Here is a 26,275-nt window from a genome sequence, read left to right as displayed (position 1 = left end):
AAGTGTTCCGAAAACCGGGGAAAGAAGCACTCAAAACCATCCTCGAAACTGCGCTATGACTCACCAACAATCTCCGCCACAAGAGCGTAGCACTAATTTTGAACACTTTTGCTATGGGGCTAGAGGCGAGAGGCATAGCGAACAGATCAAACCCTAATGACGTATCGTTGACTCTCACTAATAGATATGAGCGCGTTGAGTACTATGAAATGAAGATGAAAAAATATGTTATAAGAATAGATCATAATGACCGAGTTATTTCTGTTATGGAGCAGATATTAGCTATTTCTAAGGTTTTCATCACAATATGGGCTGTCCTCATTCTGGTGCTAGCTTACACGCTATTGACACAGCAGTCTGTTGGAGTTCATTGGCTACTATTACCCTCCATTTTGTCACTCTTTTATGCTAGAACTCTTCCGATGAGCTACATGGAGACCGATTTCAGTACATCTTCGGGGCCATTGTATGAAACACAATATCGCGATTACTTGGAAGGCTCATCCGAAGTAGGCCTAACCGGGATCTTGGACCTGTTATGGGAATCAATTTCAAGAAAGGATGTGGACCCTGATCAAGTAGATATTGATAATGAGGTAGATCAAAAAGTCGATAAATAGGAAAGATAGCAGTCACTCCTCAGCCTGATCAAATTCAGTCAGTGTGGTTGTTTCATATTGTGATTTTGACTCATTCCACATTCGTCCTTTGCGTTGTCCTCTTGGCTTAGAGTCCAATAGCAAACCTTCCTATACACAGATACTACAAATGCCAGCAATGTGATATCACTCATAATAGAGCGGACTGAACCTCAACACCCGTGAGCGACAGGAAACGGAGTTGCCCGAACTGACGACCGCCGGCTCACCCCCTTGCTTTTGCCGCTCGCCAGTAACCGTTATCCATGTAGTCTCGCCGCGGTGCGCTCGCACTCGCCCTGCTCCTCCTCGTCGCGGGCTGTGTCGGCGGAACGGTCCCGACCGCTGACAGCCAGGGCCCGCCGGACGACCCCGAGGGCGTCTCTCCCTACGATCCCGACGACACGGCGTGGACCGTCACGGTCGTGCGCGTCGTCGACGGCGACACGATGGAAGTCGAGTTCCCGAGCGGCGAGGTCGACACCGTCAGGCTCCTCGGCGTCGACACGCCCGAGACGAGCGTCGGATCGACGACGCCCGACGAGTTCGAGGGCATCCCGGAGACGGCCGCCAGACGGGCACACCTCGGAACGTGGGGAGCCGAGGCGTCGGCGTTCGCCGAGTCCGAACTCGCCGGCGAGGAAGTCGTCGTCGCCGTCGACGAGCGAGCGGACCGTCGCGGGGGCTTCGGGCGACTGTTGACGTATCTCTACGTCGACGGCGAGGACTTCAACGAGCGCCTGCTGACGGACGGGTACGCGCGGCTGTACGACGGCGAGTTCGCGAAGCGGGACGCGTACGCCGCCGCCGAGTCGGACGCGAGGGAGCGCGGCGTCGGCCTCTGGAACTTCGACGAGTCCGCCTACGAGAGCGGCGAGACGGTCGGGGGCGTCGAGATCCCGCCGCTCCCGGAGGACGGCGACTACGACTGCGGCGACTTCGACACGCAGGCGCAGGCGAACGCGGTCCTCGACCGCACGGCCGGCGATCCGCACGCCCTTGACGCCGACGGTGACGGCGAGGCCTGCGAGTCGCTCGCGTGAGTCCGGAGCCCGAGTGCGGAGCGACCGATAAAGTCGCTTCCGCGGCTCGCGACGGATCCTGATCGGTGGGTCGCACCCCTGTGTCGGCGTAACACACTTAAGAGCGCACTCGGTACGGTATCGTAGTGGCATCCCGACAGGGCGGGTCGGGGGACGCGGAGCCCCTCGGGCCCGGATCGACGGAGCGTCGGACCGCTTCCACGACCGCCGCCGCGAGCCGAGACGCGGGTGCGCGACCCCGGTCCCCGCCGGAGTCGCCAGCGCGCCGCCGCGCTCGGGCCGGCCGACCCGACCGGGCCGCGGACTATCGACCGGTCGATTCGCCCTCCCGCGGCGAGTCCGTCACCCGAACGCCGACGGACCCGCCGGTGCGCGACCCCTCGCTCTACGCGCTGACCGACCACTTCCGCGAGCGGCTGGAACAGCCCGGCCGGTACGTGTCGACGCGCACCGTGAGCGACGCGATCCGCGAGGGACAGCTCCGGTGGAACAGCACCGACGGCTGGCGGTTCGCGCTCGTCGAGGGCGGCGTCCGCTTCGTCGTGGTCGTCAGCGACACGGAGACGAACTCGCCGGTCGTCGTCACCGGCTGGACCGAGGTCGCGGACCGCGAGGCGGCGCTCGAGGCCTCGCGGTGGGACGGCGTCGACGTGGACACCATCGCCGTGCGGGCGGCGCTCTCAGAGTCGGCGTCGACGCCGATTCCAGACCGGATCCGCCCGCGGACCGTGACGCGCCCGTTCGAGGTGGGCGAGCACCGGTTGGAGACCGCGCCCGGCGACCCGTTCGTGCGCTGTACCGTCTGCGGCTGCCGGTTCCGCTCGAAGGAGGCGATCACCTCGCGGCGGTGTCGGAACCGATCGTCGGACTAGATCGGGTTCGAGACCGGGTCGACGGTGATTTTTCCGAGAACGCGATCGAGTCTCATGAAGCCCCAGCTGCTCGCTACGCGACGACCTCGGTGATTAAGACCACCGAAGCCCCAGCCGGGAGGTGGGCGCACGCTCGCTGCGCTCCTCGTCACTCGCTCCGCTCGTTCCTGCGGTGCTTACGTCGCCTGCGCCCGCCTCCCGGCTGCCCCTTCGAGTCCCGCCCCGCACAGCACCTCACACCTCCCCAGCCTCGTCGGTCGCCGTCGCTTCGCTCCGGCGACCGACTCCCTCGCGCGTGCTGACTCGCGGCCTGTCGGCCGCTCGCAGGCACGCGCCACCGCAGTAAGATCCTCGTCGTGACCGTGTTCCGTCACGGTTCGCGAGCGCCGAGCCGGTGACGCTACCCATTTCCGCGTCGCGACCGAATCGATGGCAATGACCGACGACACCGGCGATCCCGCCGGATCCGACGACGAGACCCCGGTCGGCCAGGGCGTCGACGGCGGGAATGGTGGCGACAGCGACGCGGATGCCGCCCCCGACGACTCCGAGGACGCTCCGGAGGACCTCTCGATCGACCGCTTCCACGAGGCGCTCGAAGCCGAGGAGCGCCCGGTCGCGACCGCGAGCGAAGTCGCCCGGCGACTGGGGACCACGCAGGCGGCGGCCCGCGACGCGCTCGGCGCGCTCGTCGACCGCGGCGACGTGGACCGACTCGACGTCGAGGCCGACCCCGTCGTCTTCTACCCGCGCGACTGGGGCGCGCTGGCGAGCCGCGAGCGCGTCGTCGTGTTCCCGAAGCGCCGCGAGATCGTCGTCGACCGGCCGACGCAGTACACCCGCGCGCGGCTCTCGCAGTTCGCCAACCTCGTCGACACCACCGGCACCGAGCCGGGGACCCGCGGCTACCTCTACCGGATCAGACAGGAGGACGTGTGGGCCGCGCCGTTCGACGACGCCGACGCGCTCGTGGGCGCGCTCCGCTCGGTGCTGCCGTGCCGCTACGACCACCTCGAAGAGTGGGTGCGCGACCAGTGGCGGCGCGCGCACCGCTTTCGCTTATATACCCACGCGGACGGCTACGTCGTCCTCGAAGCCGCCTCCGAGAACCTGATGGGGAACGTCGCCGACCAGCACCTCGACGACGACCACCTCCGCGCGCCCATCTCCGACACCGAGGCGTGGGTCAACGAGGACGCGGTCGCCGCGGTCAAGCGCGCGCTCTACGACGCCGGCTACCCGGTCGAGGACGACCGCGACCTCGCGACCGGCGACCCCGTCGACGTCGACCTCACGACCGAGCTGCGCGACTACCAGCGGGCGTGGGTCGACCAGTTCCTCGACCGCAAGTCCGGCGTGTACGTCGGGCCGCCCGGATCCGGGAAGACGGTCGCCGCCATCGCGACCATCGCCGCGGTCGGCGGCGAGACGCTGATACTGGTCCCCTCGCGCGAGTTGGCGGACCAGTGGCGCGAGGAGCTCCTGGAACACTCCACGGTCGACCCCGCCGACATCGGACTGTACCACGGCGGGACGAAGGAGGTCCGCCCCGTCACGATCGCGACCTACCAGATCGCCGGAATGGACCGCCACCGGAGCCTCTTCGACTCCCGCGAGTGGGGCCTGATCTGCTTCGACGAGGCGCACCACATCACCGCCCCCGTCTACTCCCGCACCGCCGAACTCCAGAGCAAACACCGACTGGGGCTCTCGGCGACGCCGGTCAGCGAGACCGGCAGCGAGGAGGAGATATACACCCTGATCGGCGGGCCGATCGGGGCCGACTGGGACTCCCTGTTCGAGGCCGGGTTCGTTCAGGAGCCGGAGGTGGAGATCCGGTACGTCCCGTGGCGCGACGAACTGGCGCAGAGCGAGTACGCCGCCGCGGACGGCCGGGAGCGCAGACGCGTCGCGGCCGAAAATCCCGCGAAAATCGAGGAGATCCGCTACCTGCTCGCGGCCCACCGAGATAAGAAGGCGCTCGTCTTCGTCGAGTACCTCGACCACGGGAACGCCATCGCGGACGCGCTGGACGCGCCCTTCATCAGCGGCGAGACGCCCCACCACGAGCGCGCCGAACTGTTCCGGCGGTTCCGCGCGGAGGAGGGCGACGCGGACGGCGACAACACGGAAGAGACCGACGGCGCGCGCGACGACGACCTCGACGTCCTCGTCGTCTCCCGCGTCGGCGACGAGGGGATCGACCTCCCGAACGCCGAACTCGCGGTCGTCGCGAGCGGACTGGGGGGCTCCCGGCGGCAGGGCTCGCAGCGCGCCGGCCGGACGATGCGGCCGACCGGCTCCGCGCTCGTCTACGTCCTCGCGACGCGCGGGTCGAGCGAGGAGGAGTTCGCCCAGCGGCAGATGCGCCACCTCGGGCGGAAGGGCGTCCGCGTCCGCGAGACGAACGTCGCGGAGTGACCGACCGCGATAGAGCGACTCACCGCAGGGCGTCCCGGAGCGCCGCCGCGCCCCGCTCGATCGACGACCGCGGGCTCCGCGGGTCGTCGTGCTCGTACACGAGCCACGTCGCGTCGGCGGCGCGGGCGCTCGCGACGACCGCGTTGAGGTCCACGTCCCCCTCGCCGAGCGCGACGGAAGCGCCCCGGTCCACGTCGGCGTCGGCGACGTGAACGTGCGTGATCCGGTCCGCGTAGCGGTCGATCAGCGCCGCGGGGTCGACGCCGCCGACCGCGGCCCAGCCGACGTCCGGCTCGAAGCCGAGCCTGTCGTCCGTGCGGGCGAGCAGCGCGTCGAGAGCGGTCTCGCCCGCGCGGGGGTCGGTCCCTCCGCCGAGCGCGACGAACTCGTGGTCGTGCGTGTGGTACGCCAGCCGGAACCCGTCGCGATCGAGGGCGGCGGCGAGGTCGCTCAGCCGGGTCGCGACCGCGTCGACGGCCGCCGTCGTTTCGAAGCGACTCGGATCGAGCCAGGGGACCACGAGCCGGTCGACGCCGAGCCGGTCGTAGAAGTCGATCGTCGCCGGGTAGTCGTCCTCCAGCGCGTCGACGGAGACGTGCGCGGCGGCCGCGTCGAGGCCGGTCCGATCGAGGGCCTCGCGGACGGTCTCGGGCGACTCGTCTCGGACGCGGTAGGCGAACTCGACTCCGTCGAAGCCCGCGCCGGCGACCAGTTCGAGGAGATCCGGGACCGACGCGTCGAGGTCGCGGAGCGCGTACAGTTGGACGGCGCAGTCGACCATGGTGGTCGCTCTCGCGCCCGGACCGTAGCCGTTTCGGCGGGAGCGTCGTCGTTTCGGCGGCGCGACCGCCCAGGGACCGTCCGCGCCGCGGGGTTCCGTTGCCCCTCTCTCCCCGACCCCGCTCTCGGTCCGCTCCGCGTCGAAGCCTTCAACACCCGGTCGGTCGAGTTCGCGGTATGGACTCGGACGACCCCGCCAGTCGCGACGAGGCCGTAGACGACGAGGCCGCCGCCGGCGACGACGATCCGACCGTCGCGGAGGCGGTCGTCGACGCCATGCTCGACCGCGGCGTCGACACCGTCTTCGGCATCCCCGGCAAACAGACCCTCCCGCTGAACCGCGCGCTCGCCGACCGCGACGCGCGGTTCGTCGTCGCCCGCCACGAGACCGCCGTCTCCCACCAGGCGTGGGGATACGCCGAGACGAGCGAGCCGGGCGGGATGGCGGCCACCTGCGTCGTCCCCGGGCCGGGCGACACGAACGCGATGAACGGGCTGAAGAACGCCCTGAACGACTGCGTCCCATTGCTCCACCTCGCCGTCGAGACGGAGCGCTCGGTCCGCGGCGGCGACGGGATCCACGAGACGCCGCCGGAGACGTACGACACGGTGGTCAAGGAGAACGTCACCGTCGACTCGCCGTCTGGCGCGGTGCCGGCCGTCGTCGAGGCGATCCGGACCGCCCGCGAACACCCGCAGGGACCGGTCCGCGTCGGCATTCCGAAGGACGTCCTCGCGAGCCGGACCCCCCAGCCGGCGGTCGGCGACCGCGACCCGTCGCCCCCGCCGAGGCCGCCGGCCGACGCGATGCGCGAGGTCACCGACCTGCTCGGTGAGGCGTCGTCGCCCGTCGTCCTCGCTGGCGGCGGCGTCAGGCGGTCCGGCGCGAGCGACGCGCTCCGCGCGGCCGCCGAGCGACTGGACGCGCCGGTCGTGACGACGTACAAGGGGAAGGGGACGCTCCCCGAGAGCCACCCCCTGTCGGCCGGCGTCCTCTGTGGCGGCGCGAGCGCGGAGCTCCGCGCCCTCCTCGCGGACGCCGACGTCGGCCTCGTCGTCGGCTCCGACCTCGACGCGGTCGCGACCGCCTCGTGGTCCGTCTCGATGCCCGAGACGCTGGTCCACGTCACGCTCGACGGCGACGACGTGGGCTTCGGCTACGAGACCGACCGCGGTGTCGTCGCCGACGCCGACCGCTTCCTGCGCGCGCTCGACGAGCGGCTCGCGGACGACGAACGACTCGCCGACGGCGCGTCCGGCGCTCCCCCCGGCGCGGAGCGCGCGGAGTCCGTCCGCGCCGCCGACCGCGAGCGGTTCGCGGCGCTGTCTGCGGGAGACGCGGGTGACGACGACCGCGACGACGCCCCGCTCCGGTCGGTCGAGGTCCTCTCGGCGGTGCGCGACGCGGTCCCCGAGGAGGCGGTCGTCACCGCCGACGCGGGCGGGTTCCGACTGTGGACGCTCGTCTCGTTCCCGGCCTTCGGGCCGCAGTCGTACGTCAACCCCGGCTCGTGGGCCACGATGGGCACCGGGCTGCCGTCGGCGATGGGCGCGAAACTGGCGAACCCCGACCGCGACGTGGTCGCGCTCACCGGCGACGGCGGGCTCATGATGTGCGTTCACGAGCTCCACACGCTGGCGAGCGAGGGGATAGACGTCACCGTGATCGCGCTCAACAACGACGACTACGCGATCATCAGCGAGGAGGCGTCGCGGTCGTACGACTTCCCCGAGGGGAGCTACGGCTGGGCGGAGACCGGCCTCGACCTCGTCGCGGTCGCGTCGGGGATGGGCCTGCCGGCGGAGCGCGTCCGCGAGCGCGACGCGGTCGGCGACGCCGTCGAGCGCGCCCGCGCCCGGGACGGCCCGGCGCTCGTCGAGGTCGTCACCGACCCGGCCGAGCCGCAGGCGAGCGAGTGGATGACCGGGCCGCGGCCCGAGGAGTGAGCCGTTTCACGCCGATCGTTCCCGAGATCTGAAGCGATCTATATGAGGTTCCACCGCCGAGTGCGCGTATGCGAAACCCGTGGGTCCACGACGACGTTCCCGACGACGCCGGATCGGGCTACGACGGTCCGGTGCGGCTGTTGGCGGCGTTCATGTGGGGGTCGCTGCTCCTCGGGGTCGGCGGGTTCGTCCTCCTGTCCGGCGCGGGCGTCGTCGACCTCGCCGACGGCGGGTCGTTCGGCGAGGTCGTCACCGGGGTCGTCGCCGCGCTCGCGCTCGCGCTGTCGATCCCGATCCTGTTGAAGCTGCTCGCGATCTCGCGGGCGCTCGCCCTCCTCGCCCTGCTCGTCACCGGCGCGTCGGTCGGACGGTTCGTCGTCGTCCGCGAGCCGGAGCAGTTCCAGGCGCTGCTCGATGCCGGCGACGCGATCGCCGGGAACGCGGGCGCGCTCGGCGACCTCCTCGACACCGTCGACTCGATGTCCCCCGCGACGGTAGACGGGGCGGCGACCGCGTTGGTCGACGGCGGAGCGGCCGCGGTGTTCGACACCGCAGCGACCGCGATCGTCGACACCGCGGCGGTCGCGTTCGTCGCCGTTCCGGTCGCGTGAGGCCGCGGGCGGCCGCCGGCCGCGGGATCGAAGCGGGACGGTTCCGCGTCCCGGAACCGGACGGACGTGAGCCTTAACAACTGTCGTCGTGAACGCCGCCCATGACGCATCCGAACGATGTCGCCGTCGGGATCGTCGGCCTCGGCGGCATCGGGTCCCACCACGCGAGGCGGCTGACCGAGCGCGGCGCGACCCTCGTCGGCGGGATGGACGTCGACGCCGACGCCCGCGCGCGCTTCCACGAGGAGTTCGGCGTCCCCGCCTACGAGGACGAGACCGCCCTCTTCGACGACTGCGACGCCGTGTTCGTCACGACGCCGAACCGCTTCCACGAGGAGTACGCGACCGCGGCGCTGGCGGCCGGGCTCGACGTGCTCGTAGAGAAGCCGCTGGCGCACTCGCTCGAGAGCGCCGAGCGCATCGCCGACGCCGCCCGCGACGCCGAGGGATTCTGTATGGTGGGGTTCAACAACCGGTTCGCGGAGCCGGCGCAGGTGATCAACCACTACCAAGACGAGGGGCGGTTCGGCGAGACCACCCACGTCGAGGCGAACTACGTCCGCCGGCGCGGCGTCCCCGGACGCGGCTCGTGGTTCACCTCGGCGGAGGTCGCCGGGGGCGGCGCGCTCATCGACATCGGCGTCCACGCGATCGACTTGGCCCTCTACTTCCTCGATCACCCCGAGGTCGTCGAGGTCTCGGGGCAGACGCGCTCCGAGTTCGGCGGCCGCGACGACTACGCGTACGTCCACATGTGGGGCGACGACTCGGGTCCCGAGGGGTTCGACGTGGACGACTCCGCGTCGGCGTTCCTCCGCGCCGCCGACGGCAGCACCGTCTCGCTGGAGGTCGCGTGGGCGACGAACCGCCCGCCCACCGAGGAGTTCGTGGTCCGCGGCACCGATGCGGGCGCGACGTTCGACCGCGCGAACGACGACCTGACGGTTCACGAGGCGGGCGTCGGCGGCGGCCACCACCTCTCTGACACCGAAGTCGAGACGCGTGACGGCGACGCCCACGCGGCCGAGCAGGCGACGTTCCTCGAAGGCGTCGCCGCGGGCGAGCCCCCCGCGATCAACACCGTCGAGGAGGCGCTGCGGGTCCAGCGCGTCATCGACGCGATCTACCGGTCCGCGGAGCGGGACGAGGCCGTGCGGCTGGACTGACCGGCACGGTGAGAGCCGATACACTTAGGGGAGCCATCGGAGAAACAGACGGCCATGAAGCCCTCCAGCAGCGGCGCGGCGGCGTCCGGTGACTCGCAGGGGACGGAGACGGCACGGAACGTGGCGGAGACGGCAGGACACGCGGCGGACGTGAGGCGGCGATCGGTCCTAGCGGCCGGTGCCGCCGGCGTGTTCGCCGGACTCAGCGGTTGTCTCGGCGACGGCGATCGGTCGCTCCCGTCGACGCCCTCCGGGTCGTGGCCGCAGCACATGCGCGACGGGGCGAACACGGCGGCGACGGCGGCGACCGCCCCGTCGCGCGGGAACCTCGCGTGGACCTCGGACGCGTTCACGCGGTGGCCGCCCGTCGCGGTCGACGACGAGGTGTACATCGGGAACGTCGACCCGAACCCCGGTCCGAAGGTCGTCGCGCTCGACGCGACGGACGGCTCCGAGCGCTGGCGCGTCGACGTCGAGGAGGCGTCCCACTACACCTCCGCCGTCGTCGGGGAGTACCTCGTCGCCGCGTTCGGGGACCGAGTCGTCGCCCTCGACCGCGAGTCCGGCGACCGAGAGTGGAGCGCGACGGTGACCGGGACCGTCTCGCGGACCGAGCTAACCGCCGCCCCCGCGGAGTCGCTCGTACTGGTTCCCCACGACGCCGACAGGGACGGGAGGCTCACCGCGCTCGACGCAGCGACCGGGGAAGAACGGTGGTCCGAACCGCTCTCGGGGACCGTCCTCGACCCGCCCGCGGTCCGGGGGGAGGGCGTGTTCGTCGCCGCGGACTCGGCGCTGTACCGGCTCGATATCGCGGACGGAAGCGAAGTGTGGCGTCGGAGCGTCGGGAGCGTCGCGCTCGGGCCCAGCGCGACCGCCGCGGGACTCCTCGTCGCCGCCGACGGCGACCTCGCGGTCCACGACGCCGACACCGGAGACCGAATCCGAGTACTCGACGGGTACGACGGCGAGGCCCACGGCGTCGCGGTCGCCGACGGGACCGCGTACTGGCTGACCGACGAGCACCTCTCCGCGGTCGCGGTTACCGACGGGACAGACGAGTGGCGTCTCGACGCCGAGGGCTGTCAGGAGGGGCTCTGCGTCGGGCGAGAGACCGTCGTCGCGCCGGTCCAGTACGAGGGATTCGATCTGGAGACCGCGTGGCCCGCGGTCGCCGCGTTCGACCGCGATACCGGAGACGTGCGCTGGTACTATCACATCGACGGGTTCGACGTGATGTTCACGACGCCCCCGGTGCTCGTCGACGGCGCGGTGTACGTCGCCGCTAACACCATCGACGCCGTCGGCGCGCTCGGGGACGTGCCGCCGTCCGACGAGGCGGGACTCCTCTGAGTCGGCGAGACGCCCGGTCGTTATTCCGGTCGGCGGGGTCACCCTCCCGCTCGCTTCGGGCGGTCGCGTCCGCGATGGGAACCTATTCGTTGCTGGGACCGAACACAACAGCCAACTCGTGACTCGCGATTCAGGCCCGACGCCGCCCTCCGAACGGATCACCAGCCTCGACGCGCTCCGGGGGTTCGCGCTGCTCGGCATCCTCCTCATCAACGTCTGGGTGTTCTCGATGCCCGAGCAGACGCTGTTGAACCCGAACGTGTACGCCGACGCCGCCGCCTACGGCGAGTTCTCGGGCGCGAACTACTGGGCGTGGTTCGCCGGGCACGTCTTCGCGCAGTCGAAGTTCATCACGATATTCTCGGCGCTGTTCGGCGCGGGGGTCCTGCTGTTCGTCGAGAGCAAGGAGGAGAAGGGGCAAGACGCCGTCCGCCTCCACCTCCGCCGGACCGCGGTGCTGATCGGTGTCGGCCTCCTCCACGCGTACCTGCTGTGGTACGGCGACATCCTCGTCGCGTACGGCCTCACCGGGATCTTCCTGCTGTACGTCCGCGACCTCGACGCCCGACAGCTCGCCGGGCTGAGCGCCGTGTTCCTGCTGTTCCTCCCGGCGGTCGAACTGTTCTCCGCGGTGTCGATCGGGGGCGACGCCATTGCCGGCCAGTGGCTGCCCTCCGAGGCCGCGCTGCGCCAGCAGGTGGCCACCTACCGCGGCGGGTGGCTCGATCAGATGAGCCACCGCGTCGACTCGTCGTTCCAGCGCCAGACGACCGGGTTCATCGGCCAGAACTTCTGGCGGGTAGGCGGGATCATGCTGCTCGGGATGGCGCTGTACCGGTGGGGCGTGTTGACCGGCGAGCGCTCGACCGCGTTCTACCGCCGGCTCGTGGCGGGCGGCGTCGTCGGCGTCGGCATCGTCGTCGCGGGCGTCGCGTACGTCGAGGCGAACGACTGGAGCGCCGACGCCGCGCTGTTCTGGCGGCAGTTCAACTACGTCGGGAGCCTGCTCGTCGCCGGCGGCTACGTCGGGGCCGTCACCCTGTTCGTCAGGTGGCGCGGCGAGGGGATCGTCACCCGCGCGCTCGCCGCCGTCGGCCGGACCGCCTTCACGAACTACCTGCTCCAGACCGTGATCGCGACCACGGTCTTCTACGGGCACGGGCTCGGGCTGTTTGGCTCCGTCACCCGCGTCGAGCAGTACGCAATCGTCGCCGCGATCTGGGCGGTTCAGGTCCCCCTGTCGGTGCTGTGGCTGCGGTACTTCCGGTTCGGCCCCGTCGAGTGGGTGTGGCGGACCCTCACCTACGGGGAGGCGCAGCCGATGCGGCTCGACGGGTGACCGCCCGAGCGCGACCGGCCCCGCCCGACGCCCGTTCTCCGAACTGAGACTCGCGAGGACACGTTCAACACCCTCCCGGCGAACGCTCCGCACATGGCCGACTTCGACGTTCACGACCACCGCCACGAGCTGAAACAGCTCCGCGACTCGGGGACGACCAGTCTCTGGGAGAACCGCGAGGACATGGCGTGTCCGGTGTGCGACGAAATCTTTTCGCGGCTGTTCGTCACCGAGCAGGCCGGAACGACGTTTCCCGAGAACGACGGCGCGCGGTTCTGTCTGCTTCGCGACGACGACGCCGTGTACCTGTTCAGACACTGAGGGCTGCGATCGGCTTACGCGGCGTCGACTCCGTGAATTTCCTCCTTCAGACTCCCTCTCGTCGAAGTGGTTGGCCGCCTAGGGTACGTCGTGACTGGCACCGAGCCAGAAATCGTCGTATACGAAGGGTTTCAGCAGGCCAAACAAGAATAGACCAAAAGAAGAGGATTTCAGTAGAACATGAAAGTGAATGTCTCAGCGGGAATTACACACGAGGTAGTAGCACGTTGGAAACTAGGCCGCTGATGTAAACTTGAACGAGACCAGACCTACGATCAGATAGGTCCGAACAGGAGAACTGACCCCGAGGTTCTGCGGCCACTCCGATCTGGCTCGTCGAAACACCACTCTTCAACTATGCTGGTGAGGTGCTGGCAGAGCTTTACCATGGTCCGGTAGCGTCCCCACCGATACCTGAGGTGGGGGTCTGTCTCAATTTTTAGAAGCCAGGAGTAGACTGGTTCACATTCGTCGAGTGTCTTCATTATCATTGCCTGTTCTCGTGTATGAGTGTCGTCATTGACCTCGCTGAACGGGACATACTGGTCGAATACATCTCGTTCCTCCAGTATCTCGACACTCTCTTTTTCAATTGTGAGCGTGAAATTGGCCTCTATCGCGTTCTCGCACAGTTCTATTAACGTGTTCGTGTACTCTTCGACTCGTACTGATTCGCGTTCTTCTATTCGTTCGATAATACGGTCGTCGAACGACTCAAATGTAGTACCTAAATACCGCTGCCGCCACGAGTATTCGACACCGACGGCACAACCGAAGAGGCGTTCGCGGAGTGAGGCTTCCGTGGTCATTTTCCGAGCCTCAATTTCTGATTGAAATTAGTGTAGATGAGAATTTATTTGTTGTGTCGACTAACCGATTGCTTCCCTCTTTCCGCACACCGTCCTGAGCGCGATCGAGCCGAAATACATCACTTGCTGCGGATCTCAACGGATCCCGAGCGTCAGTCGTCGCCGACGGGGTCGACGCCGGGGTCGGGGTCGTCGATGTACCGCTCGGTCCACGTGCCGCGCGCGAACCACGCGACGCCGACGACCGCGCCGAGGACGTTCCCGAGCGCCATGCCGACCCAGACGCCCGTTTCGCCCCACCCGGCGACGAAGACGAGGTACGCCACGCTGGCGACCCGGCCCACCCAGAGGGTGAGGATCGAGATGACCATCGCGGTCTTCGTGTTGCCCGCGCCGCGGAACGCGCCGAGGATAACCTGCGAGACGCCGATGAAGGCGAACTCGACCGAGCGGATCCGGACGTACTCGACCGCGTAGCCGATGGTCGCGGGCGCGTCCGGCACGTCGCCGAGGAACGCCCCAACGATCGGTTCGGTGAAGGTGACCGCGACGACCGCGACGAGGAACATCACGCCCGCGCCGGTCGTCGCGGCGAACTTCACCGCCTTGCCCGCGCGGTCGGCGCGGTTTGCGCCGAGGTTCTGTCCGACCATCGTGTCGATGGCCCGTCCCAGTCCCATCGCGGGCAGGAACACGAGCGAGATGAGGCGGTTCCCCAGCCCGTAGGCGGCGACGACGGGCGGCGAGAACGTGACGATCATCGCCGTGAGCGTGATCATCGCGAGCGCGCTCGTCGTCTGCTCGACGCTGGAGGGGAGCCCGAGCCGGAAGATGTCCTCGATGAAATCGAGGTCGGGCGCGAGGTGACCGAGCGTCACGTCGGGGCCGTAGTCGGTCCCGAACAGGACCCAGAGCCCGATGGCGGTCGCGACGCCGCGCGAGAGGATCGTCGCGAGCGCAGCGCCCCTAATTCCGAGTCCGGTGATCCCCGTCGCCGAGAGCAGGGTCGCCTCCAGCGCGACCGGGTCGAGAGCCGCGAGACCCGGCACCGCCGCGAGCCACCCGAACAGCGGGTTGCCTTCGAACCCGAAGATGAAGAACGGGTCGAGGAGGACGTTCAGGAGGACGGAAATGAACATCACGGCCATCGGCGTCCGGGTGTCGCCGTAGCCGCGCATCAGCGCCGAGAACACGAAGAAGCCGAACATCAGGGGAATGCCGGCGAAGATGACCTCCATGTAGTCGGCCGCGAGCGGGATCACCGTCGCCGCGGTGTCCGCGTCGCTCGGGAGGATCTCCAGGGCGGGCCGGGTGTAGAAGTAGCCCGCGATACCGATGAGGACGGACAGCACCGAGACGGTGAAGATCGTCTGTCCCGCGACCAGTCCGGCCGACCCGTCGCCGTCGGCACCGGTGTACTGCGCGACGAGGATCGCGCCCGCGGTGGTGAACCCGCCGGCGACCGCGATCAGTAGGAAGATGAGCGGGAACGCGAGGCTGATCGCGCCGACCGCTTCCGCCGAGAGCCGGCCGAGGTAGAGCGTGTCGACGATGTTGTACGTCACCTGTAACAGCTGGATGACGACGATCGGCCACGCCAGCCGGAACAGCGGTCGGAGGAGGCTTCCTTCGGTGATCGACTCCCCGTCGACCGGCCCGTCCGGTCCGCCCGGGGAACCGTCGCCGGGCCCGTCGGGCTGGTCGGGGTCGTCCGACCCGTCGGCGTGGGCGTGTTCGTCCGGGGCGGTAGCGGGGTCGTCCGGCCCGTCGGAGGGGTCGTCCGGATCGACCGGAGGCTCGTCGCTCACTGGCGTACAAACGCCGGTGGCGCGCTATCAGACTTCCGATCCGGTCAGCGTCTCCTGCCGCCGTCGGGGCGGTCGTCGCGGTCGTCCTCGGTCGAATCGGCGGCCGTTAACCCGCCGTCCGGGGAGTCCGCCCCGGAGTCCGATGCGGGAGCGTCGCCCGGGGTGTCGTGGGCGGCGGCCGTGGCCGATCCGGAGTCCGTCGCCGCGGACCGGTTCGCATCGGCGTTCACGCGGGCGACGCCGGAGGTGTCGTCGAAGACGAGGTGGCGGTGCGGGTACGCCATCGTGACGTCCGCCTCCGGGTCGCCGAGCCGCTCGCGGATTCGGGTGTTCACGTCCGACTGGACCTTCGCCAGCTTGTAGGGCTTTTTCACCCAGTAGCGGAGCCGGAGTAAGATTCCGTTGTCGCCGAACTCGTGTAGGCGGCAGTCGGGCCCCGCCATGTACCGGGCCACGCCGATGCGGATATCGGGGCCGCCGTCGATGACGGCCTCGCAGTCGCGCGCCGCGCGCTCGATGCGGCGGCGGGCCTCCGGGATGTCGCTCTCGTAGGTGACGAGCACGTCGATCGACCGCCGGGTGCGCTCGTCCTCCGCGGAGAGGTTCGTCACGTCCCGCTCGCGCATCGTCCCGTTCGGCACGACGAGGAAGGTGTTGTCGAGGGTGAATATCTTCGTGTACCGGATCGTGATGTCCTCGACGAACCCGGTCGTCCCGTCCTCCAACTCGACCATGTCGCCGATCTCGAACGGCTGGTCCGCGAGGATGAACACGCCGTTGATGAAGTTCCCCACCAGCGGCGCGAGGATGATACCGATGACCGCGGAGAACACCGCCGTCCCCAAGAGGAGGTCCGAGAACCGAAACCCGACGGCGTCGAGCCCGACCAACAGGGCGAGACCGATAGTCCCCACACGGACGCCGCGGATGATCGTCTGCGCGACGCTCTGTCGCGACACGCGGCGCGCCACGGGGCGACCGATCAGCCGCACGAGGAAGTTGGCGACGACGACGCCGACCGCGACGGCTGCGACGACCGTCAGGAGGCTGGCTCCGGGGAGGGCGGCGAGCCGCTCGCCGATCCCGACGAGCCACTCGCCGACCCCGGAGAGCCGTGGGGCGATCCCCGGGACCGGCGTCACCTCCTGAAAGACCATAGCGAACCCGCGTCGGCCACCCGAAAAAGCGTTTCTCCCCGCGGCCGCTGACGGGAAGTCCGCGGGCGACGGGACAACTGCTAACACGCCGCTGAGCGAACGGGCGGTATGTCGCGACCGCCCGCGGATCCGACGGCACCGAGGTTCAGCGTCGAACACGACTCACAGCCGGGAGACGCGGTGATTGCCGGGTTCTCGTCGTTCGGGCTGGCCGGGCTGACCGCCGTCGACTACCTGGTCGACGACCTCGACTTGGCGGAGACGGGCCACGTCCGGATCGACGGGCTCCCGTCGATCACGCCGTTCACCAAGGGGACGCCCCGACACCCGATCCGGCTGTACTCCGCCCCGGACCTCGACATCACTCTACTGGTCGCCGAGCAGTTCGTCCCGCCGGCACCCGGCGGACTGCTCGCGGACGCGCTCCTCGACTGGACGGCGGCGAACGGCGTCTCCGAGATCGCGGTGCTGGCGGGCGTCCCGGTGGCGCACGGCCCCGACGCCCACCGGACCTTCCACGTCGCCACCGAGGACTACCGCGCCGCGCGGCTCGGGGACGGGACCGACGTGCCCGCGATGGAGTCCGGGTTCCTCGACGGGGCGAACGCCGGTCTGCTCGAACGCGGACTGGACTCGTCGCTCGGCGTCGGCGTGTTCGTCACGCCGGTCCACGCGCAGGCCCCCGACGTCGACGCCGCGGTGCGCCTCGTCGACACGGCGAACGCGGTGTACGACCTCGGCGTCGACGCGGCCCCGCTTGAGGCGTTCGCCGAGGAGATCCGCCGCCACTACGAGGACCTCGCCGGGCGGATCGAAGAGCGGGAGCCGGAGGGGAGCTACGACCGCATGTACATGTGACGGCCGGATCGGGGCCGGGACGGACCGTAGCCGACCGCGACCGGGGCGCACGGAGGAGGGCGCTCCGAAAACGCGTACAACTCGGCCCATAGTAAAAAGCTATAATCCCCGCCCCCGTTCTCCGTCACATGACGGACGACCTTCGGGACACGCTCGACCGGGTCGGTGACCGGTTCAACCTCGGGGAGTACGAGATCGACGCGTACCTCGCGGTGTTGGAGCACGGGGAACTGACGGCGAGCGACATCGCCGACCGCACGGACATCCCGCAGCCGCGCGTGTACGACACGGTCCGGAGCCTGTCGGACCGCGGACTGGTCGAACTGCGCGAGTCGCGGCCGATGAAGATCGTCGCCGTCGACCCGGAGGACGCCTTCGGCGACCTGCGCTCGTCGTTCGCGGAGATGGTGGACGAACTGGAGGCGCGCTACACCGCGCCGACCCGCGAGACGGAGGCGGTGTCGCTCGTGAAGTCGCGGTCGACGATCCTCCGGTACCTCGAGGAGGTCATCGCGAACGCGGAGTACGAACTGGCGGTGTCGCTCACGCCCGGGCTCCTCCGGCGGTTCCGCGACGAACTCGCCGCGAAGGTCTCCGAGGGCGTCAGCGTCGAGCTGCTCGTCACGCCCGCCGCCAACGCGCCCGATCCGACCGAGTTCGACTACCTGGAGGTCGCGACCATCGCCCGCGCCCGCCGAGGGATCACCACGCCGGTCCTCGCGGTCGGCGACGGCGAGTACTCCGTGTACGCGACCCAAGACGCCCTGCGGGACGACCGCGAGCGCTACGGCGTCATCTTCAACCGCTCCGCGCTCGGCTTCCTCGTCTCCGGCTTCTTCGGGACCGTCCTGTGGACGACCGCGGAAACGCTCGCCGCCGACGGCGCGGAGCGTCCCTTCCCCCGCCGTTACGCCTCGATCCGCCGCGCGGTCAAGGACGTCCGCGAGTTCGACGGCGAGGAGTTCTACGCCACCGTCGAGGGGCGCGACATCGAGACGGGGGCCGACGTGACCGTCAGCGGCAAGGTCGTCGACGTCGCGTTCGTCGACACCGAGGAGGTGGCGTCGCTGGTCGTCGACACCGGAGACGGCCGCGTCGAGATCGGCGGCCGCGTCGCCGCCCTCGAGGACGTCGAGGGACAGGAGATCGTGATCGGCCGCGGCGAGCCACCGGCGATCTGAGGCGGTCGTCGACGCCGTAGACCGGCCGTCGCACCGTAACCCGCTCGCCGACGCCGCGAGTCGATCGGAGAACCCGGCCCGGGAAACGGTGCCGACTCCGCGCCGGCATCGACAGCGTATTGACGCCCCGGAACCCACCGGCCTGACATGACGCTCGTCGTGGTCCCGGTCCGATTCCCCCCGTCGTCGCACTCGGCGGCGACGCTCCGCGAGGCGGCCCGCGTCGCCGAGGAGCGCGGTGCCGACCTCACGGTCCTCCACGTGGACTTGTACCAGCGCTCGGGCGGCGTCTCCCGCAGCGACCTCAAGCGCGCCGTCGAGGAGCGGATCGGCCGGCTCGACCGCGCGCGCTACGTCGTCCGCCGCGGCTTCCTCGTCGAGGAGACGATACTGGAGGAAGTCGTCGCCGAAGGGGCCGACGTCGTCGTCATCGGCTCGAAACAGGCGGGCCGCTGGCGGCGGATGGTTCAGAAGCTCCTCTCCGACCCAGACATCGACTCGTTCCTCCGCGGCGAGCTGGACTGTACCGTGATCACCGTCGACGCCGACGGCGAGACCACGACGACCGAGGCTGGCGGAGACGACGCAGCGCCGCTTCCGGACGACGCGGACGGCGACTGACCGCGTTCGGACGGCGACCGACCCCCGCTCCGGGGACCTACTCCGCGACCGCGTACCGCCGCTCGTACTCGATGACGGTCGCGACGCGGTCGGCGACCCCCTCTCCGAACTCCCGCTCGACGACGTACAGCGCCAGGTCGAGCCCGGAGGTGACGCCGCCCGCGGTGAGCAGGTCGCCGTCGTCGACGACGCGCGCGTCGACGACCGCCGCGCCGGACTCGCGGAGTTCCTCGACCGCCGAGGCGTGGGTGACGGCGCGGCGGCCGTCCGTGACGCCCGCCTCGGCGAGTAGCATCGACCCGGTACACACCGAGGCGATCCGCGTGCCGGCCTCGTGGTGCGCGGCGAGCGCGCGCGGCACGTCCCCCTTCTGCGCCTCCGCCCACGCGCTCGCCGCCTCGTCGCGCGCGGTCCACCCGCCGCCGGGGACGACCAGCAGATCGGGCGCGTCGTCGGCTTCCGGGTCGGGTAGGGTCCCGTCCACGCCCACGCGGGTCCCGTGGCTCGCGGTCACCCGCTCGCGGTCGTCGAGCGCGACGTACCGGACGCGCCCGGCGCGCTCGTCGCTCGCGTCATCGCCCGTTTCGGCGTCGGCATCGCCCTCGGCGGCGTAGTCGAGCGCGTAGTCGAACACCTCGTACGGGCCGATCCCGTCCAGTTCGTCGAACCCGTCGTACAGCAGAATATCGACGTTCACACCGGGCTGGAGGGGGGCGGACGGCTTGTGCGTTCCCCTCCTGTCGCCGGCTGATCCCGCGCGGTCGACGCCCCTCCGTCACTCGTCGGCGAAGGCGGCCACGACCCGCTCGACGTCCGCGGCGACGCGGTCCGGGTCGAGCCGTTCGCCGCGGTAAGCCCGCTCGACGACGCCGTCGGGGTTGACGAGCGTGGTCACGACGATGTGCGTGAAGTCGTACCCCGGGAGTCGGTCGCTGTCGGTCGTCCGCTCGAACCCGATGCCCAGTTTGTCTTCGACGACGGCACTCGCGCGCTCGGGCGTCTCGGGCCGGAGGTAGGTCCAGTTGCCGGCGTCGAGGTCAGCGCCGATCGACTCGGCGTTGTCGCGGAGCGCGGCCGCGTCGTCGCGTTCCGGATCGAACGTGATCGGGAGGAAGTACACGTCGTCGGTCAGTCCGGCGTCCGCGACGCGGCGCTGGACCGTCACCCACTGCCGGAGCAGGATCGAACACTCCGCGGGACAGAACGTGAACACGCCGGTCACGAGGGCGGTCCGGTCGAGTTCGTCGCTGTCGAACGTCCCGCCCGCGAGCGCGTCACCGTCGGACGCCCCGTCGGCGAGCGGGGCCGGCAGCTCGAACGACGGCAGCGGCTGCCCGTACGCGGGGTACGCGAGGTCCTCGCTGTCCGCAATCTGGTCCTCCTGCGGGTCGAGCGCGACGCCGTCCGGGCCATCGCCGAACAGACGCGAGGTACAGCCCGCGACGGAGCCGACCGCGGCCGTTCCGACGCCGGCGAGTAGCGTTCGGCGCTTCATACCTGAGCGGACGGCCGAGCGGCGCATAACGCGTCTGGTGCGATCGACGAACGCGTGCGACGCGGTCCCGCGGGGTCGGCTCGATCGAGTGACTCGATCCGGCGGCTCGGCCGGGCGACTCCGCTTCAGAACGGCGCGTAGTACGGGATCGGCGGGTGCGGCAGCGGGACGCCGAGCGTTACGAGCCCGTGCTGAAGCGGGATGTACCCGAGCGCGACGAACGCGACGCCGAGGACGCGGTGGAGACGGAGCCGCGTTTCGAGTCGCATCGACTGGAAGACCGTGCCGAAAAGCAGCAGCGCCGGCACCGTCCCGAGGCCGAGGACGCCCAGCGCGACGGCACCGCCGAGCGCGCTCCCCTGAACGAACGCGTACAGGAACGCGGGGTAGAGGAGCGGACACGGAAGGAACCCGTGGGCCCCACCCAGTCCGAGGATGCGCCAGTCGCCGACCCACGCGTCGACGCGGGCGACGATCCGGTCGCTCACCGCCGTCGTCGCCCGTTCGAAGCCCGGGATCGGGACGGACTCGAACTCCAGTCTGAGCGCGTAGCGCACGCCGATGGCGACGATCACCCCGCCGACCGCGATCCCGGTGAGCGCGTGGACGTCGGCCGCGAGGGTCGTGACCGTTCGCCCGGTGACGAACGCGACGCTCCCCGCGAGGCCGAAGAGCCCCCCGAGGACCGCGTAGCTCGTCGCTCGGCCGAGGTTGAACAGCGCGTGCTGGCGGACCTGCCGCACGGTGAGGTCGTCGCGCCCGCCGCGTCCGTCGGGCTCCGCGGACCGCATCCGGTCGGCGTAGGTGGTGACGAGCGGCCCGCACATGCCGAGACAGTGGGCCCCGCCGAGCAGCCCGACGAGGAAGAAGACGCCGAGCCCCAGCGAGTCGGTCGCGTACAGGGAGCCGCTCGGCTCGCAGGTCGCCGGGTCGGCGGTGGCGAGGAGCGAGCGGAGCGTCCCGACGCTGGCAGCGTACATACCGGCGAAACGGCCCGGAGGGCGCTAACCGATCTGGTACGATCGGCGAACGGACGCCGTCAGCCCTCGGCGTCGAAGAGCGAGTCAACGGTGCGGACGAAGCGGTCGACGAGCCTGTCGGGCAGCGACGGCGACACCTCGTCGAGGAGCGCGGCCGTCCGGTCGGGACGGGTCAGGGAGACGGTCATGGGTCTGTCCGGCGACTTCTCGACGATCCCGTGGTCGGCGAGCGTCGAGACGTGCCACGACACCGTGCTCTTCGCGAGGTCGAGTTCGTCCGCGAGCGCCCCCGGTCGGGTCGGGCCGTCCGCGTGGAGGCGGACGACGATCTCCCGGGCCGTCTCACGCCTGAGGAACGCGAGGGTCCGGCGGTCCCACTGGTCCACCGTCGGATCGAAGTAGTGGGCGCGCCCGCCGATCCGCTCGACCGCCAGCTCGCCGTCGCGGACGAGCCGGCGGAGGTGGTACTGCGCCTGTCCGGTCGCGATGTCGAGGTCGCGGCCGATCCGGTTGAAGTGGACGCCGGGGGTGTCGCGGACGTGGCGTCGGATACGGGATCTGGTGTCCGACATTCGTGGCTGTTCGACGTTCCCTCCCGCGGAATAAAAGTCGCGCGCGCACTCCCCTCGGCTGGGAACGCCTCGAGGGGCACGTCTTCTTGTTCGTCGGCCCCGAAAGGGGAGTGTGACGCAGTCGTTCACGGGGTCGCTCCCGGCGCTCGCCGGATGGTCGGTCGAGGGGTCGATCCCGATCTTGGCGATCGTCATCGTCGCCGGGCTCGGAACGGCCACCCTCTTCGCCGTCAGCCTCGCCGCGTACCGCCGCCGCCGCCGGGCGCAGTACCGACTGATCTCCCTCGCGGTCGGTGCGCTCCTCGCCCGGTCGGTCGTGGGTGCCGGCACGGTCCTCGGCGTCGTACCGATGCCGGCCCACCACCTCATCGCGCACGGTCTGGACTTCCTGATCGCCGCGCTCGTCCTCTACGCCGTGTACGCCCACGCGCCCGGAGCGATCGGTGACGACACCGTCTCCGACTGACCGGGCGGCGCGGGGGACTACCGGCGCACGCTCCCGCGGAGGCGCTCGATCGCGACGCCGACGCGGGGACCGAACGCGACGGCCGCGACCGCCGCGACGATCCCGAGGACGCTCCAGCCGACGAGCGAGGCCACCGCCCGACCGGTGTCGACGAATCCCCCCTCCGGCGCGAAGGCGACGCCGATGACGTGCTCGAAGACCAGTCCCCTGAACGCCCCGTTGGGAGAGAGCGCGATCGACTCGGCGACCCCGCCCGGCGACGCCCCGGCCGCCAGCGACCGAAGGACTGCGAGGTCGCCGCCGAGGACGCCGCCGAGCAGCGCGAGGAGGCCGAGCGCGAACGCGCTCCGCCGGCTCGTCGCGATCGTCGACACCGCCGCCGACAGCGAGAGGTACGCCGCGCCGAACGGGACGACGAGCGCGATAAAGCGGACGAAGAGCACGGGCGAGTCGACGCCCGAGTGCGTCGCGAAGATCCCGGTGTCCGGGGCGGCCGTGAGCCACACGTACGCCCCGACGAGCGCGAACGGCCCGCCGACGAGCGCGACGAGCGCGACCACCCGCGCCAGCAGCACCCCGAGGACGTATCCGACCGCGCTCACGGGGTAGGTCCGGATCACGTCGAGCTCGCCGCTCGCGACGTCGGCGAACAGCGCGCGGTACCCGAGCACGACCGCGAGCAGCGGGACCAGCACCTCGGCCGGCAACAGCAGGTCGACGACGGCGGGCACGAACCCGGTCGCGCCGCCGCCGCCCACCGCGACGAGTCCGCCGAGGACCGCGAGCAGCCCGACCGCGAGGACGGCGTACCCGGGCGTCCGTCGCACGGTGGACAGCTCCCGACGGAAAACGACCCAGACGCCGGTGAACGGGGAACTCATCGGTCCGACACCCCCGGAACGTGAACGGAGCCGTCGTCCGGGTCGCCCGCCTCGCCCTCCCCCCGGTCATCCGCCTCGCCGCCCGACCCCCCGCCCTCCCCCTCGGCGACCGCCGGCGCGCGGTCGTCGGATCGCCCCGCGACCGCGCGGTACAGCCCGGCGACGTCGTCGACCCCGTGTTCGTCGAGGAGGCGGTCCCGGGCCCCCACCGCGGCGACCCGGCCGCGCCGGAGGACGACGACGGCGTCCGCGTGGGCGTCGACGAGGTCGAGGTCGTGCGAACTGACGACGACGGCCGCGTCGTCGCCCGCGCGGGCCGCCGCCCGGAAGGCCCGCTCGCGCATCTCGGGGTCGAGCCCGCTGGTCGGCTCGTCGAGGACGACGACAGCCGGGTCGCCGAGCGTCGCCTGCGCGATTCCGAGCAGCCGTCGCATTCCCCCGGAAAGTTCCTCTACGCGCTTTTCTGCCGCGTCGCCGAGGCCGACGTCCGCCAGCGCCCCGCCCGGGTCGCCGCCGACGAGCGCCGCGTAGAACCCGAGCGTCTCTCTGGCGGTGAACCCGTCCCGGAACGGAACCCGCTGCGGGAGGTAGCCGACGCACCTCTCGGACCGGGAGCGCGGCCCCCCCTCCGCGTACCGGACCGCTCCCGCGGTGGGCTCGACCGCGCCCGCGAGGAGGCCGAGCAGCGTCGACTTGCCGGAGCCGTTGGGGCCGACGACGGCGGTGACGCCCGCTCCGACGGACAGCGAGACGCCGTCGAGGACCGGGACGCCGCCGTATGCGCGCGTGACCCCGTCGAGCGTCGCGAGCGCGCGGTCGCTCACGCGGATCCCCCCGCCGTCGCCACGGCGTCCCACTCGGACCCGTTCGCGGACCGCCAGTCCGCCCGAATCGCTCCCCGAGCGCCGGCGTTCGCCCGCGCGGCCGCGTCGGTCCGCTCGGGGTGGTGCGGTTCCGCCGCGGGCGACGGGTCGACGATGCTGCCGGAGCGGGCCCCGGGGACGGTTCCGCGGAGGGCGTCGAGCAGTCGCGCCGCCGGCGACTCGCGGACCGCGGCCGCGCTCGCGTGTCGGTGGAGCGCGCCGTCGACCGGGGACGTGGGGCGGTACGCCCGCTCGCCGTCGGCGTACGGGCCGGCGTTCGCGCCCTCCCAGTAGTTCCCGCGGTCGCCGTCGGCCCACACGCGGAGCGCGCCGGCACCCGCCGTCGCGTGGTCGTCGTTGCCGACGAAGTCGTTCGCGACGACGCGGCTCGAGGGAACGACGGTCGTCGCGCGCGCGCCGAGTTCGTTGTCGACGACGACGTTGTGCTCGTACAGCGACCCGCGGGCACTCGTGGAGAAGCCGAGTTCGTTCCCGACCAGCGTGTTGTAACCGACGTACGTCCGCGTCCCCGACGCCTGGATCCCCGCGCTCGAGTTGCGGACGTCGTTGCCGACGATCGCGTTGCCCGCCGGCCGCGTCATCACCGTGACCCCGGCGAACAGCTCGTCCCGGAAGTCGTTGTCCGCGACGAGCGCGTCGCCGGTGTACATGAGGTGCGTCCCGTATCGGTTGTCCGCGAACGTCGAGTTCCGCACGACCGAGCCGTCCGCGCGGTGGAGGTAGATACCGTCGCGGCCGCCCTGAAACCGGCTGTCAGTGACGGTCACGCGCGACTCCATCCCGGTGACGCCCATGAACCCCTCCTGCCACTCGTCGGTCCCGTCGACGACGAGCCCGCTCGCGGTCGCGTGCGATCCCTCCCGCAGCAGGAGCCCGCTCGCGTTCGTGTCGACGGCGACGTCGTCAACGACGAGCCCGGGCGCGCCGACGGCCTTGATCCCGGCGTCGCCGTGACCGTATCCGAGCTGGATGTTCGTGTCCCACGCCTCGCCCTCGGGGTCGCGGGACTCGCGGGCCGCCTCCGGGTCGCGAGTCTCGTTCCCGGTGCCCGCGACCCGCAACCCCGTGAGGGCGGCGTCGGATGCGCGGACGGTGATCACCGATCCGGTCCCGTTCCCGACGACGCGGGTCACACCGTCGTCGTTCCGTCCCCCGCCGGAGCCCGCGCCCGCGACCGTCACGGACCGGTTCACGGTCACGGTCTCCTCGTAGGTCCCGGGCGGGACGCGGACCGTCGTGTTCGGCGGCGCGGCCGCGACCGCGGCGTCGACGGTCGGGGCGTCCTCGCCGACGACGACGGACACCGGGCGGTCCGCGCGCCGCTCGGCCGCCGCGAGCCGCTCGTCCGCCGCCCGCCACCGCTCCGGCGCGAGCGAGCGGACGGTCGCCGCGGAGTCGATGTCGAACGACCGGGTCCGGACCGCCTCCCAGCCGACGACCGAGCCGCCGTGGTCGGCGGCGAACGCCGCCGCGGCCTCGCGCTCCCGGAACGGAACGACGACGTCGCCCGACGGGGATCTGGCGTCGCTCCCGACGACGTACCGAGCCGCCGAGACCGGGACCCACCCGCCGGCCCCGCCGGCCGAGAACAGTCCGGACTGAGTCGTGCCCGGGCTCCTGTGGTCGAACGTCTCTACGTACGCGACCAGCGGGTAGCCGAACTGCCGCTCGGTCCGCCCGTCCAGCCGGCTCTCGACGAACGGGCCGATCCCGTTGTAGCCGACGACGTACTGGAGTTGCGAATAGAACACCTGGACCCGGGGGAGGGTCGCGTCGCCGGCCATCAGCGCGTCCGTCTCCGAGGAGAGCCCGAGTTCGACGGTGTCGTCGAACCGCACCGGCTCGGGGACTGACTCGCTCGGATCGGCGGCGAACGCGCCGGCGGTCGCGACCGCGGCGACTGCGATCAGGCCGGCGGCCGCGAGGCGGACGCGACGCGACCGGGCGGAGTCGGGGTCGAAAACTGCCACGCGAACAGTTCGATCGACGGCGACTTATTCCGTCTGGTTCGTTCCTCGAACGGGCAGCTGAACGCGTCCAGAGGTGCTAAAAGGCCGTTGTTCCAATTTCGA

At 70.4% G+C, this 26,275-nt stretch carries 25 protein-coding genes; 14 read left to right on the top strand and 11 right to left on the bottom strand.

The genetic code is table 11. The features are described 5' to 3' along the window. Positions 1 to 113: 113 nt before the first annotated feature. From C472_RS16690 to C472_RS00350, 4 genes are all read left to right on the top strand, one after another. The gene (locus C472_RS16690; RefSeq protein ID WP_152420549.1) at positions 114 to 620 is read left to right on the top strand and encodes a hypothetical protein; all 507 of its coding nucleotides are present in this window, start codon (positions 114 to 116) and stop codon (positions 618 to 620) included. 443 nt (positions 621 to 1,063) lie between these two features. Beyond that, positions 1,064 to 1,681 (top strand): thermonuclease family protein, encoded by a 618-nt coding sequence (locus C472_RS00360; protein ID WP_006627778.1) that lies wholly within the window; start codon positions 1,064 to 1,066, stop codon positions 1,679 to 1,681. Positions 1,682 to 1,806: 125 nt separating this feature from the next. Then, positions 1,807 to 2,553 (top strand): hypothetical protein, encoded by a 747-nt coding sequence (locus C472_RS00355; protein ID WP_193788331.1) that lies wholly within the window; start codon positions 1,807 to 1,809, stop codon positions 2,551 to 2,553. A gap of 435 nt (positions 2,554 to 2,988) precedes the next feature. Beyond that, positions 2,989 to 4,974 (top strand): DEAD/DEAH box helicase family protein, encoded by a 1,986-nt coding sequence (locus tag C472_RS00350; RefSeq protein ID WP_006627776.1) that lies wholly within the window; start codon positions 2,989 to 2,991, stop codon positions 4,972 to 4,974. Positions 4,975 to 4,993: 19 nt separating this feature from the next. On the opposite strand, the gene C472_RS00345 is transcribed toward C472_RS00350, so the two are convergent. Then, positions 4,994 to 5,755 (bottom strand): sugar phosphate isomerase/epimerase family protein, encoded by a 762-nt coding sequence (locus C472_RS00345; RefSeq protein WP_006627775.1) that lies wholly within the window; start codon positions 5,753 to 5,755, stop codon positions 4,994 to 4,996. A 176-nt stretch (positions 5,756 to 5,931) separates the two neighbouring features. Here C472_RS00345 and C472_RS00340 point away from each other — a divergent pair, with 176 nt between their 5' ends. From C472_RS00340 to C472_RS00315, 6 genes are all read left to right on the top strand, one after another. Next, positions 5,932 to 7,701, top strand: coding sequence for a thiamine pyrophosphate-binding protein (locus C472_RS00340; protein WP_006627774.1), 1,770 nt, complete (start codon positions 5,932 to 5,934; stop codon positions 7,699 to 7,701). Between the two features lie 68 nt (positions 7,702 to 7,769). Next, on the top strand, positions 7,770 to 8,312 hold the full coding sequence (locus tag C472_RS00335) for a hypothetical protein (RefSeq protein WP_006627773.1): 543 nt from the start codon (positions 7,770 to 7,772) through the stop codon (positions 8,310 to 8,312). Between the two features lie 101 nt (positions 8,313 to 8,413). Then, positions 8,414 to 9,478: a Gfo/Idh/MocA family protein gene (locus tag C472_RS00330; protein WP_006627772.1), complete on the top strand. Its 1,065-nt coding sequence runs from the start codon at positions 8,414 to 8,416 to the stop codon at positions 9,476 to 9,478. A 54-nt stretch (positions 9,479 to 9,532) separates the two neighbouring features. Beyond that, entirely contained in the window at positions 9,533 to 10,831 is a 1,299-nt protein-coding gene (locus C472_RS00325) for an outer membrane protein assembly factor BamB family protein (RefSeq protein ID WP_006627771.1), read from the top strand. A gap of 118 nt (positions 10,832 to 10,949) precedes the next feature. Next, positions 10,950 to 12,170, top strand: coding sequence for a DUF418 domain-containing protein (locus tag C472_RS00320; protein WP_006627770.1), 1,221 nt, complete (start codon positions 10,950 to 10,952; stop codon positions 12,168 to 12,170). A gap of 93 nt (positions 12,171 to 12,263) precedes the next feature. Continuing rightward, positions 12,264 to 12,491: a DUF7385 family protein gene (locus tag C472_RS00315; protein ID WP_006627769.1), complete on the top strand. Its 228-nt coding sequence runs from the start codon at positions 12,264 to 12,266 to the stop codon at positions 12,489 to 12,491. A 275-nt stretch (positions 12,492 to 12,766) separates the two neighbouring features. Here the strand turns inward: C472_RS00315 and C472_RS16685 are convergent, their stop codons facing one another. The 3 genes from C472_RS16685 to C472_RS00305 form a co-directional block, all read right to left on the bottom strand. Next, positions 12,767 to 13,300: a hypothetical protein gene (locus tag C472_RS16685; protein ID WP_152420547.1), complete on the bottom strand. Its 534-nt coding sequence runs from the start codon at positions 13,298 to 13,300 to the stop codon at positions 12,767 to 12,769. A 152-nt stretch (positions 13,301 to 13,452) separates the two neighbouring features. Beyond that, the gene (locus C472_RS00310; RefSeq protein ID WP_006627768.1) at positions 13,453 to 15,108 is read right to left on the bottom strand and encodes an MATE family efflux transporter; all 1,656 of its coding nucleotides are present in this window, start codon (positions 15,106 to 15,108) and stop codon (positions 13,453 to 13,455) included. Between the two features lie 44 nt (positions 15,109 to 15,152). After that, positions 15,153 to 16,265, bottom strand: a complete 1,113-nt coding sequence (locus tag C472_RS00305; RefSeq protein WP_006627767.1) for a mechanosensitive ion channel family protein — start codon at positions 16,263 to 16,265, stop codon at positions 15,153 to 15,155. A 108-nt stretch (positions 16,266 to 16,373) separates the two neighbouring features. Here C472_RS00305 and C472_RS00300 point away from each other — a divergent pair, with 108 nt between their 5' ends. The 3 genes from C472_RS00300 (at position 16,374) to C472_RS00290 (ending at position 18,925) form a co-directional block, all read left to right on the top strand. Continuing rightward, a complete protein-coding gene (locus tag C472_RS00300) occupies positions 16,374 to 17,123 on the top strand; it encodes a proteasome assembly chaperone family protein (RefSeq protein WP_006627766.1) in 750 nt (249 codons plus the stop codon). Positions 17,124 to 17,251: 128 nt separating this feature from the next. After that, the gene (gene trmB, locus C472_RS00295) at positions 17,252 to 18,304 is read left to right on the top strand and encodes an HTH-type sugar sensing transcriptional regulator TrmB (RefSeq protein WP_006627765.1); all 1,053 of its coding nucleotides are present in this window, start codon (positions 17,252 to 17,254) and stop codon (positions 18,302 to 18,304) included. A gap of 147 nt (positions 18,305 to 18,451) precedes the next feature. Further along, positions 18,452 to 18,925: a universal stress protein gene (locus tag C472_RS00290; protein WP_006627764.1), complete on the top strand. Its 474-nt coding sequence runs from the start codon at positions 18,452 to 18,454 to the stop codon at positions 18,923 to 18,925. Between the two features lie 37 nt (positions 18,926 to 18,962). Here C472_RS00290 and C472_RS00285 read toward each other — a convergent pair whose 3' ends face one another. The 4 genes from C472_RS00285 to C472_RS00270 form a co-directional block, all read right to left on the bottom strand. Further along, positions 18,963 to 19,622, bottom strand: coding sequence for a DJ-1/PfpI family protein (locus C472_RS00285; protein ID WP_006627763.1), 660 nt, complete (start codon positions 19,620 to 19,622; stop codon positions 18,963 to 18,965). A 78-nt stretch (positions 19,623 to 19,700) separates the two neighbouring features. Further along, entirely contained in the window at positions 19,701 to 20,420 is a 720-nt protein-coding gene (locus tag C472_RS00280) for an SCO family protein (RefSeq protein ID WP_006627762.1), read from the bottom strand. A gap of 125 nt (positions 20,421 to 20,545) precedes the next feature. Continuing rightward, entirely contained in the window at positions 20,546 to 21,400 is an 855-nt protein-coding gene (locus C472_RS00275; protein WP_006627761.1) for a sulfite exporter TauE/SafE family protein, read from the bottom strand. Positions 21,401 to 21,459: 59 nt separating this feature from the next. Then, positions 21,460 to 21,972, bottom strand: coding sequence for a winged helix-turn-helix transcriptional regulator (locus C472_RS00270; RefSeq protein WP_006627760.1), 513 nt, complete (start codon positions 21,970 to 21,972; stop codon positions 21,460 to 21,462). Positions 21,973 to 22,084: 112 nt separating this feature from the next. On the opposite strand from C472_RS00270, the gene C472_RS00265 reads away from it, so the two are divergent. Next, positions 22,085 to 22,438: a DUF7471 family protein gene (locus tag C472_RS00265; protein WP_006627759.1), complete on the top strand. Its 354-nt coding sequence runs from the start codon at positions 22,085 to 22,087 to the stop codon at positions 22,436 to 22,438. A gap of 17 nt (positions 22,439 to 22,455) precedes the next feature. On the opposite strand, the gene C472_RS00260 is transcribed toward C472_RS00265, so the two are convergent. From C472_RS00260 to C472_RS00250, 3 genes are read right to left on the bottom strand one after another with little or no spacing between them, the layout of a single operon-like run. Beyond that, positions 22,456 to 23,319, bottom strand: a complete 864-nt coding sequence (locus C472_RS00260; RefSeq protein ID WP_006627758.1) for a hypothetical protein — start codon at positions 23,317 to 23,319, stop codon at positions 22,456 to 22,458. Next, positions 23,316 to 24,143, bottom strand: a complete 828-nt coding sequence (locus C472_RS00255) for an ABC transporter ATP-binding protein (RefSeq protein WP_049906106.1) — start codon at positions 24,141 to 24,143, stop codon at positions 23,316 to 23,318. The genes C472_RS00260 and C472_RS00255 overlap by 4 nt, the downstream gene beginning before the upstream one ends. Beyond that, on the bottom strand, positions 24,140 to 26,173 hold the full coding sequence (locus C472_RS00250; RefSeq protein WP_006627756.1) for a NosD domain-containing protein: 2,034 nt from the start codon (positions 26,171 to 26,173) through the stop codon (positions 24,140 to 24,142). Before C472_RS00250 ends, C472_RS00255 begins: the two co-directional genes overlap by 4 nt. Between the last annotated feature and the right edge of the window lie 102 nt (positions 26,174 to 26,275).

Origin of the sequence: Halorubrum tebenquichense DSM 14210, assembly GCF_000337415.1 — an archaeon.
In the GTDB taxonomy this organism is placed as follows: domain Archaea; phylum Halobacteriota; class Halobacteria; order Halobacteriales; family Haloferacaceae; genus Halorubrum; species Halorubrum tebenquichense.
This window is presented reverse-complemented; position numbering and strand designations above follow the sequence as displayed.

Coding starts and splice junctions, on each gene's coding strand:
- C472_RS16690 (WP_152420549.1), top strand. CDS start 114: ATGGGGCTAGAGGCGAGAGGCATAGCGAACAGATCAAACCCTAATGAC.
- C472_RS00350 (WP_006627776.1), top strand. CDS start 2,989: ATGACCGACGACACCGGCGATCCCGCCGGATCCGACGACGAGACCCCG.
- C472_RS00345 (WP_006627775.1), bottom strand. CDS start 5,755: ATGGTCGACTGCGCCGTCCAACTGTACGCGCTCCGCGACCTCGACGCG.
- C472_RS00340 (WP_006627774.1), top strand. CDS start 5,932: ATGGACTCGGACGACCCCGCCAGTCGCGACGAGGCCGTAGACGACGAG.
- C472_RS00335 (WP_006627773.1), top strand. CDS start 7,770: ATGCGAAACCCGTGGGTCCACGACGACGTTCCCGACGACGCCGGATCG.
- C472_RS00330 (WP_006627772.1), top strand. CDS start 8,414: ATGACGCATCCGAACGATGTCGCCGTCGGGATCGTCGGCCTCGGCGGC.
- C472_RS00325 (WP_006627771.1), top strand. CDS start 9,533: ATGAAGCCCTCCAGCAGCGGCGCGGCGGCGTCCGGTGACTCGCAGGGG.
- C472_RS00315 (WP_006627769.1), top strand. CDS start 12,264: ATGGCCGACTTCGACGTTCACGACCACCGCCACGAGCTGAAACAGCTC.
- C472_RS16685 (WP_152420547.1), bottom strand. CDS start 13,300: ATGACCACGGAAGCCTCACTCCGCGAACGCCTCTTCGGTTGTGCCGTC.
- C472_RS00305 (WP_006627767.1), bottom strand. CDS start 16,265: ATGGTCTTTCAGGAGGTGACGCCGGTCCCGGGGATCGCCCCACGGCTC.
- C472_RS00300 (WP_006627766.1), top strand. CDS start 16,374: ATGTCGCGACCGCCCGCGGATCCGACGGCACCGAGGTTCAGCGTCGAA.
- trmB (WP_006627765.1), top strand. CDS start 17,252: ATGACGGACGACCTTCGGGACACGCTCGACCGGGTCGGTGACCGGTTC.
- C472_RS00290 (WP_006627764.1), top strand. CDS start 18,452: ATGACGCTCGTCGTGGTCCCGGTCCGATTCCCCCCGTCGTCGCACTCG.
- C472_RS00280 (WP_006627762.1), bottom strand. CDS start 20,420: ATGAAGCGCCGAACGCTACTCGCCGGCGTCGGAACGGCCGCGGTCGGC.
- C472_RS00275 (WP_006627761.1), bottom strand. CDS start 21,400: ATGTACGCTGCCAGCGTCGGGACGCTCCGCTCGCTCCTCGCCACCGCC.
- C472_RS00270 (WP_006627760.1), bottom strand. CDS start 21,972: ATGTCGGACACCAGATCCCGTATCCGACGCCACGTCCGCGACACCCCC.
- C472_RS00260 (WP_006627758.1), bottom strand. CDS start 23,319: ATGAGTTCCCCGTTCACCGGCGTCTGGGTCGTTTTCCGTCGGGAGCTG.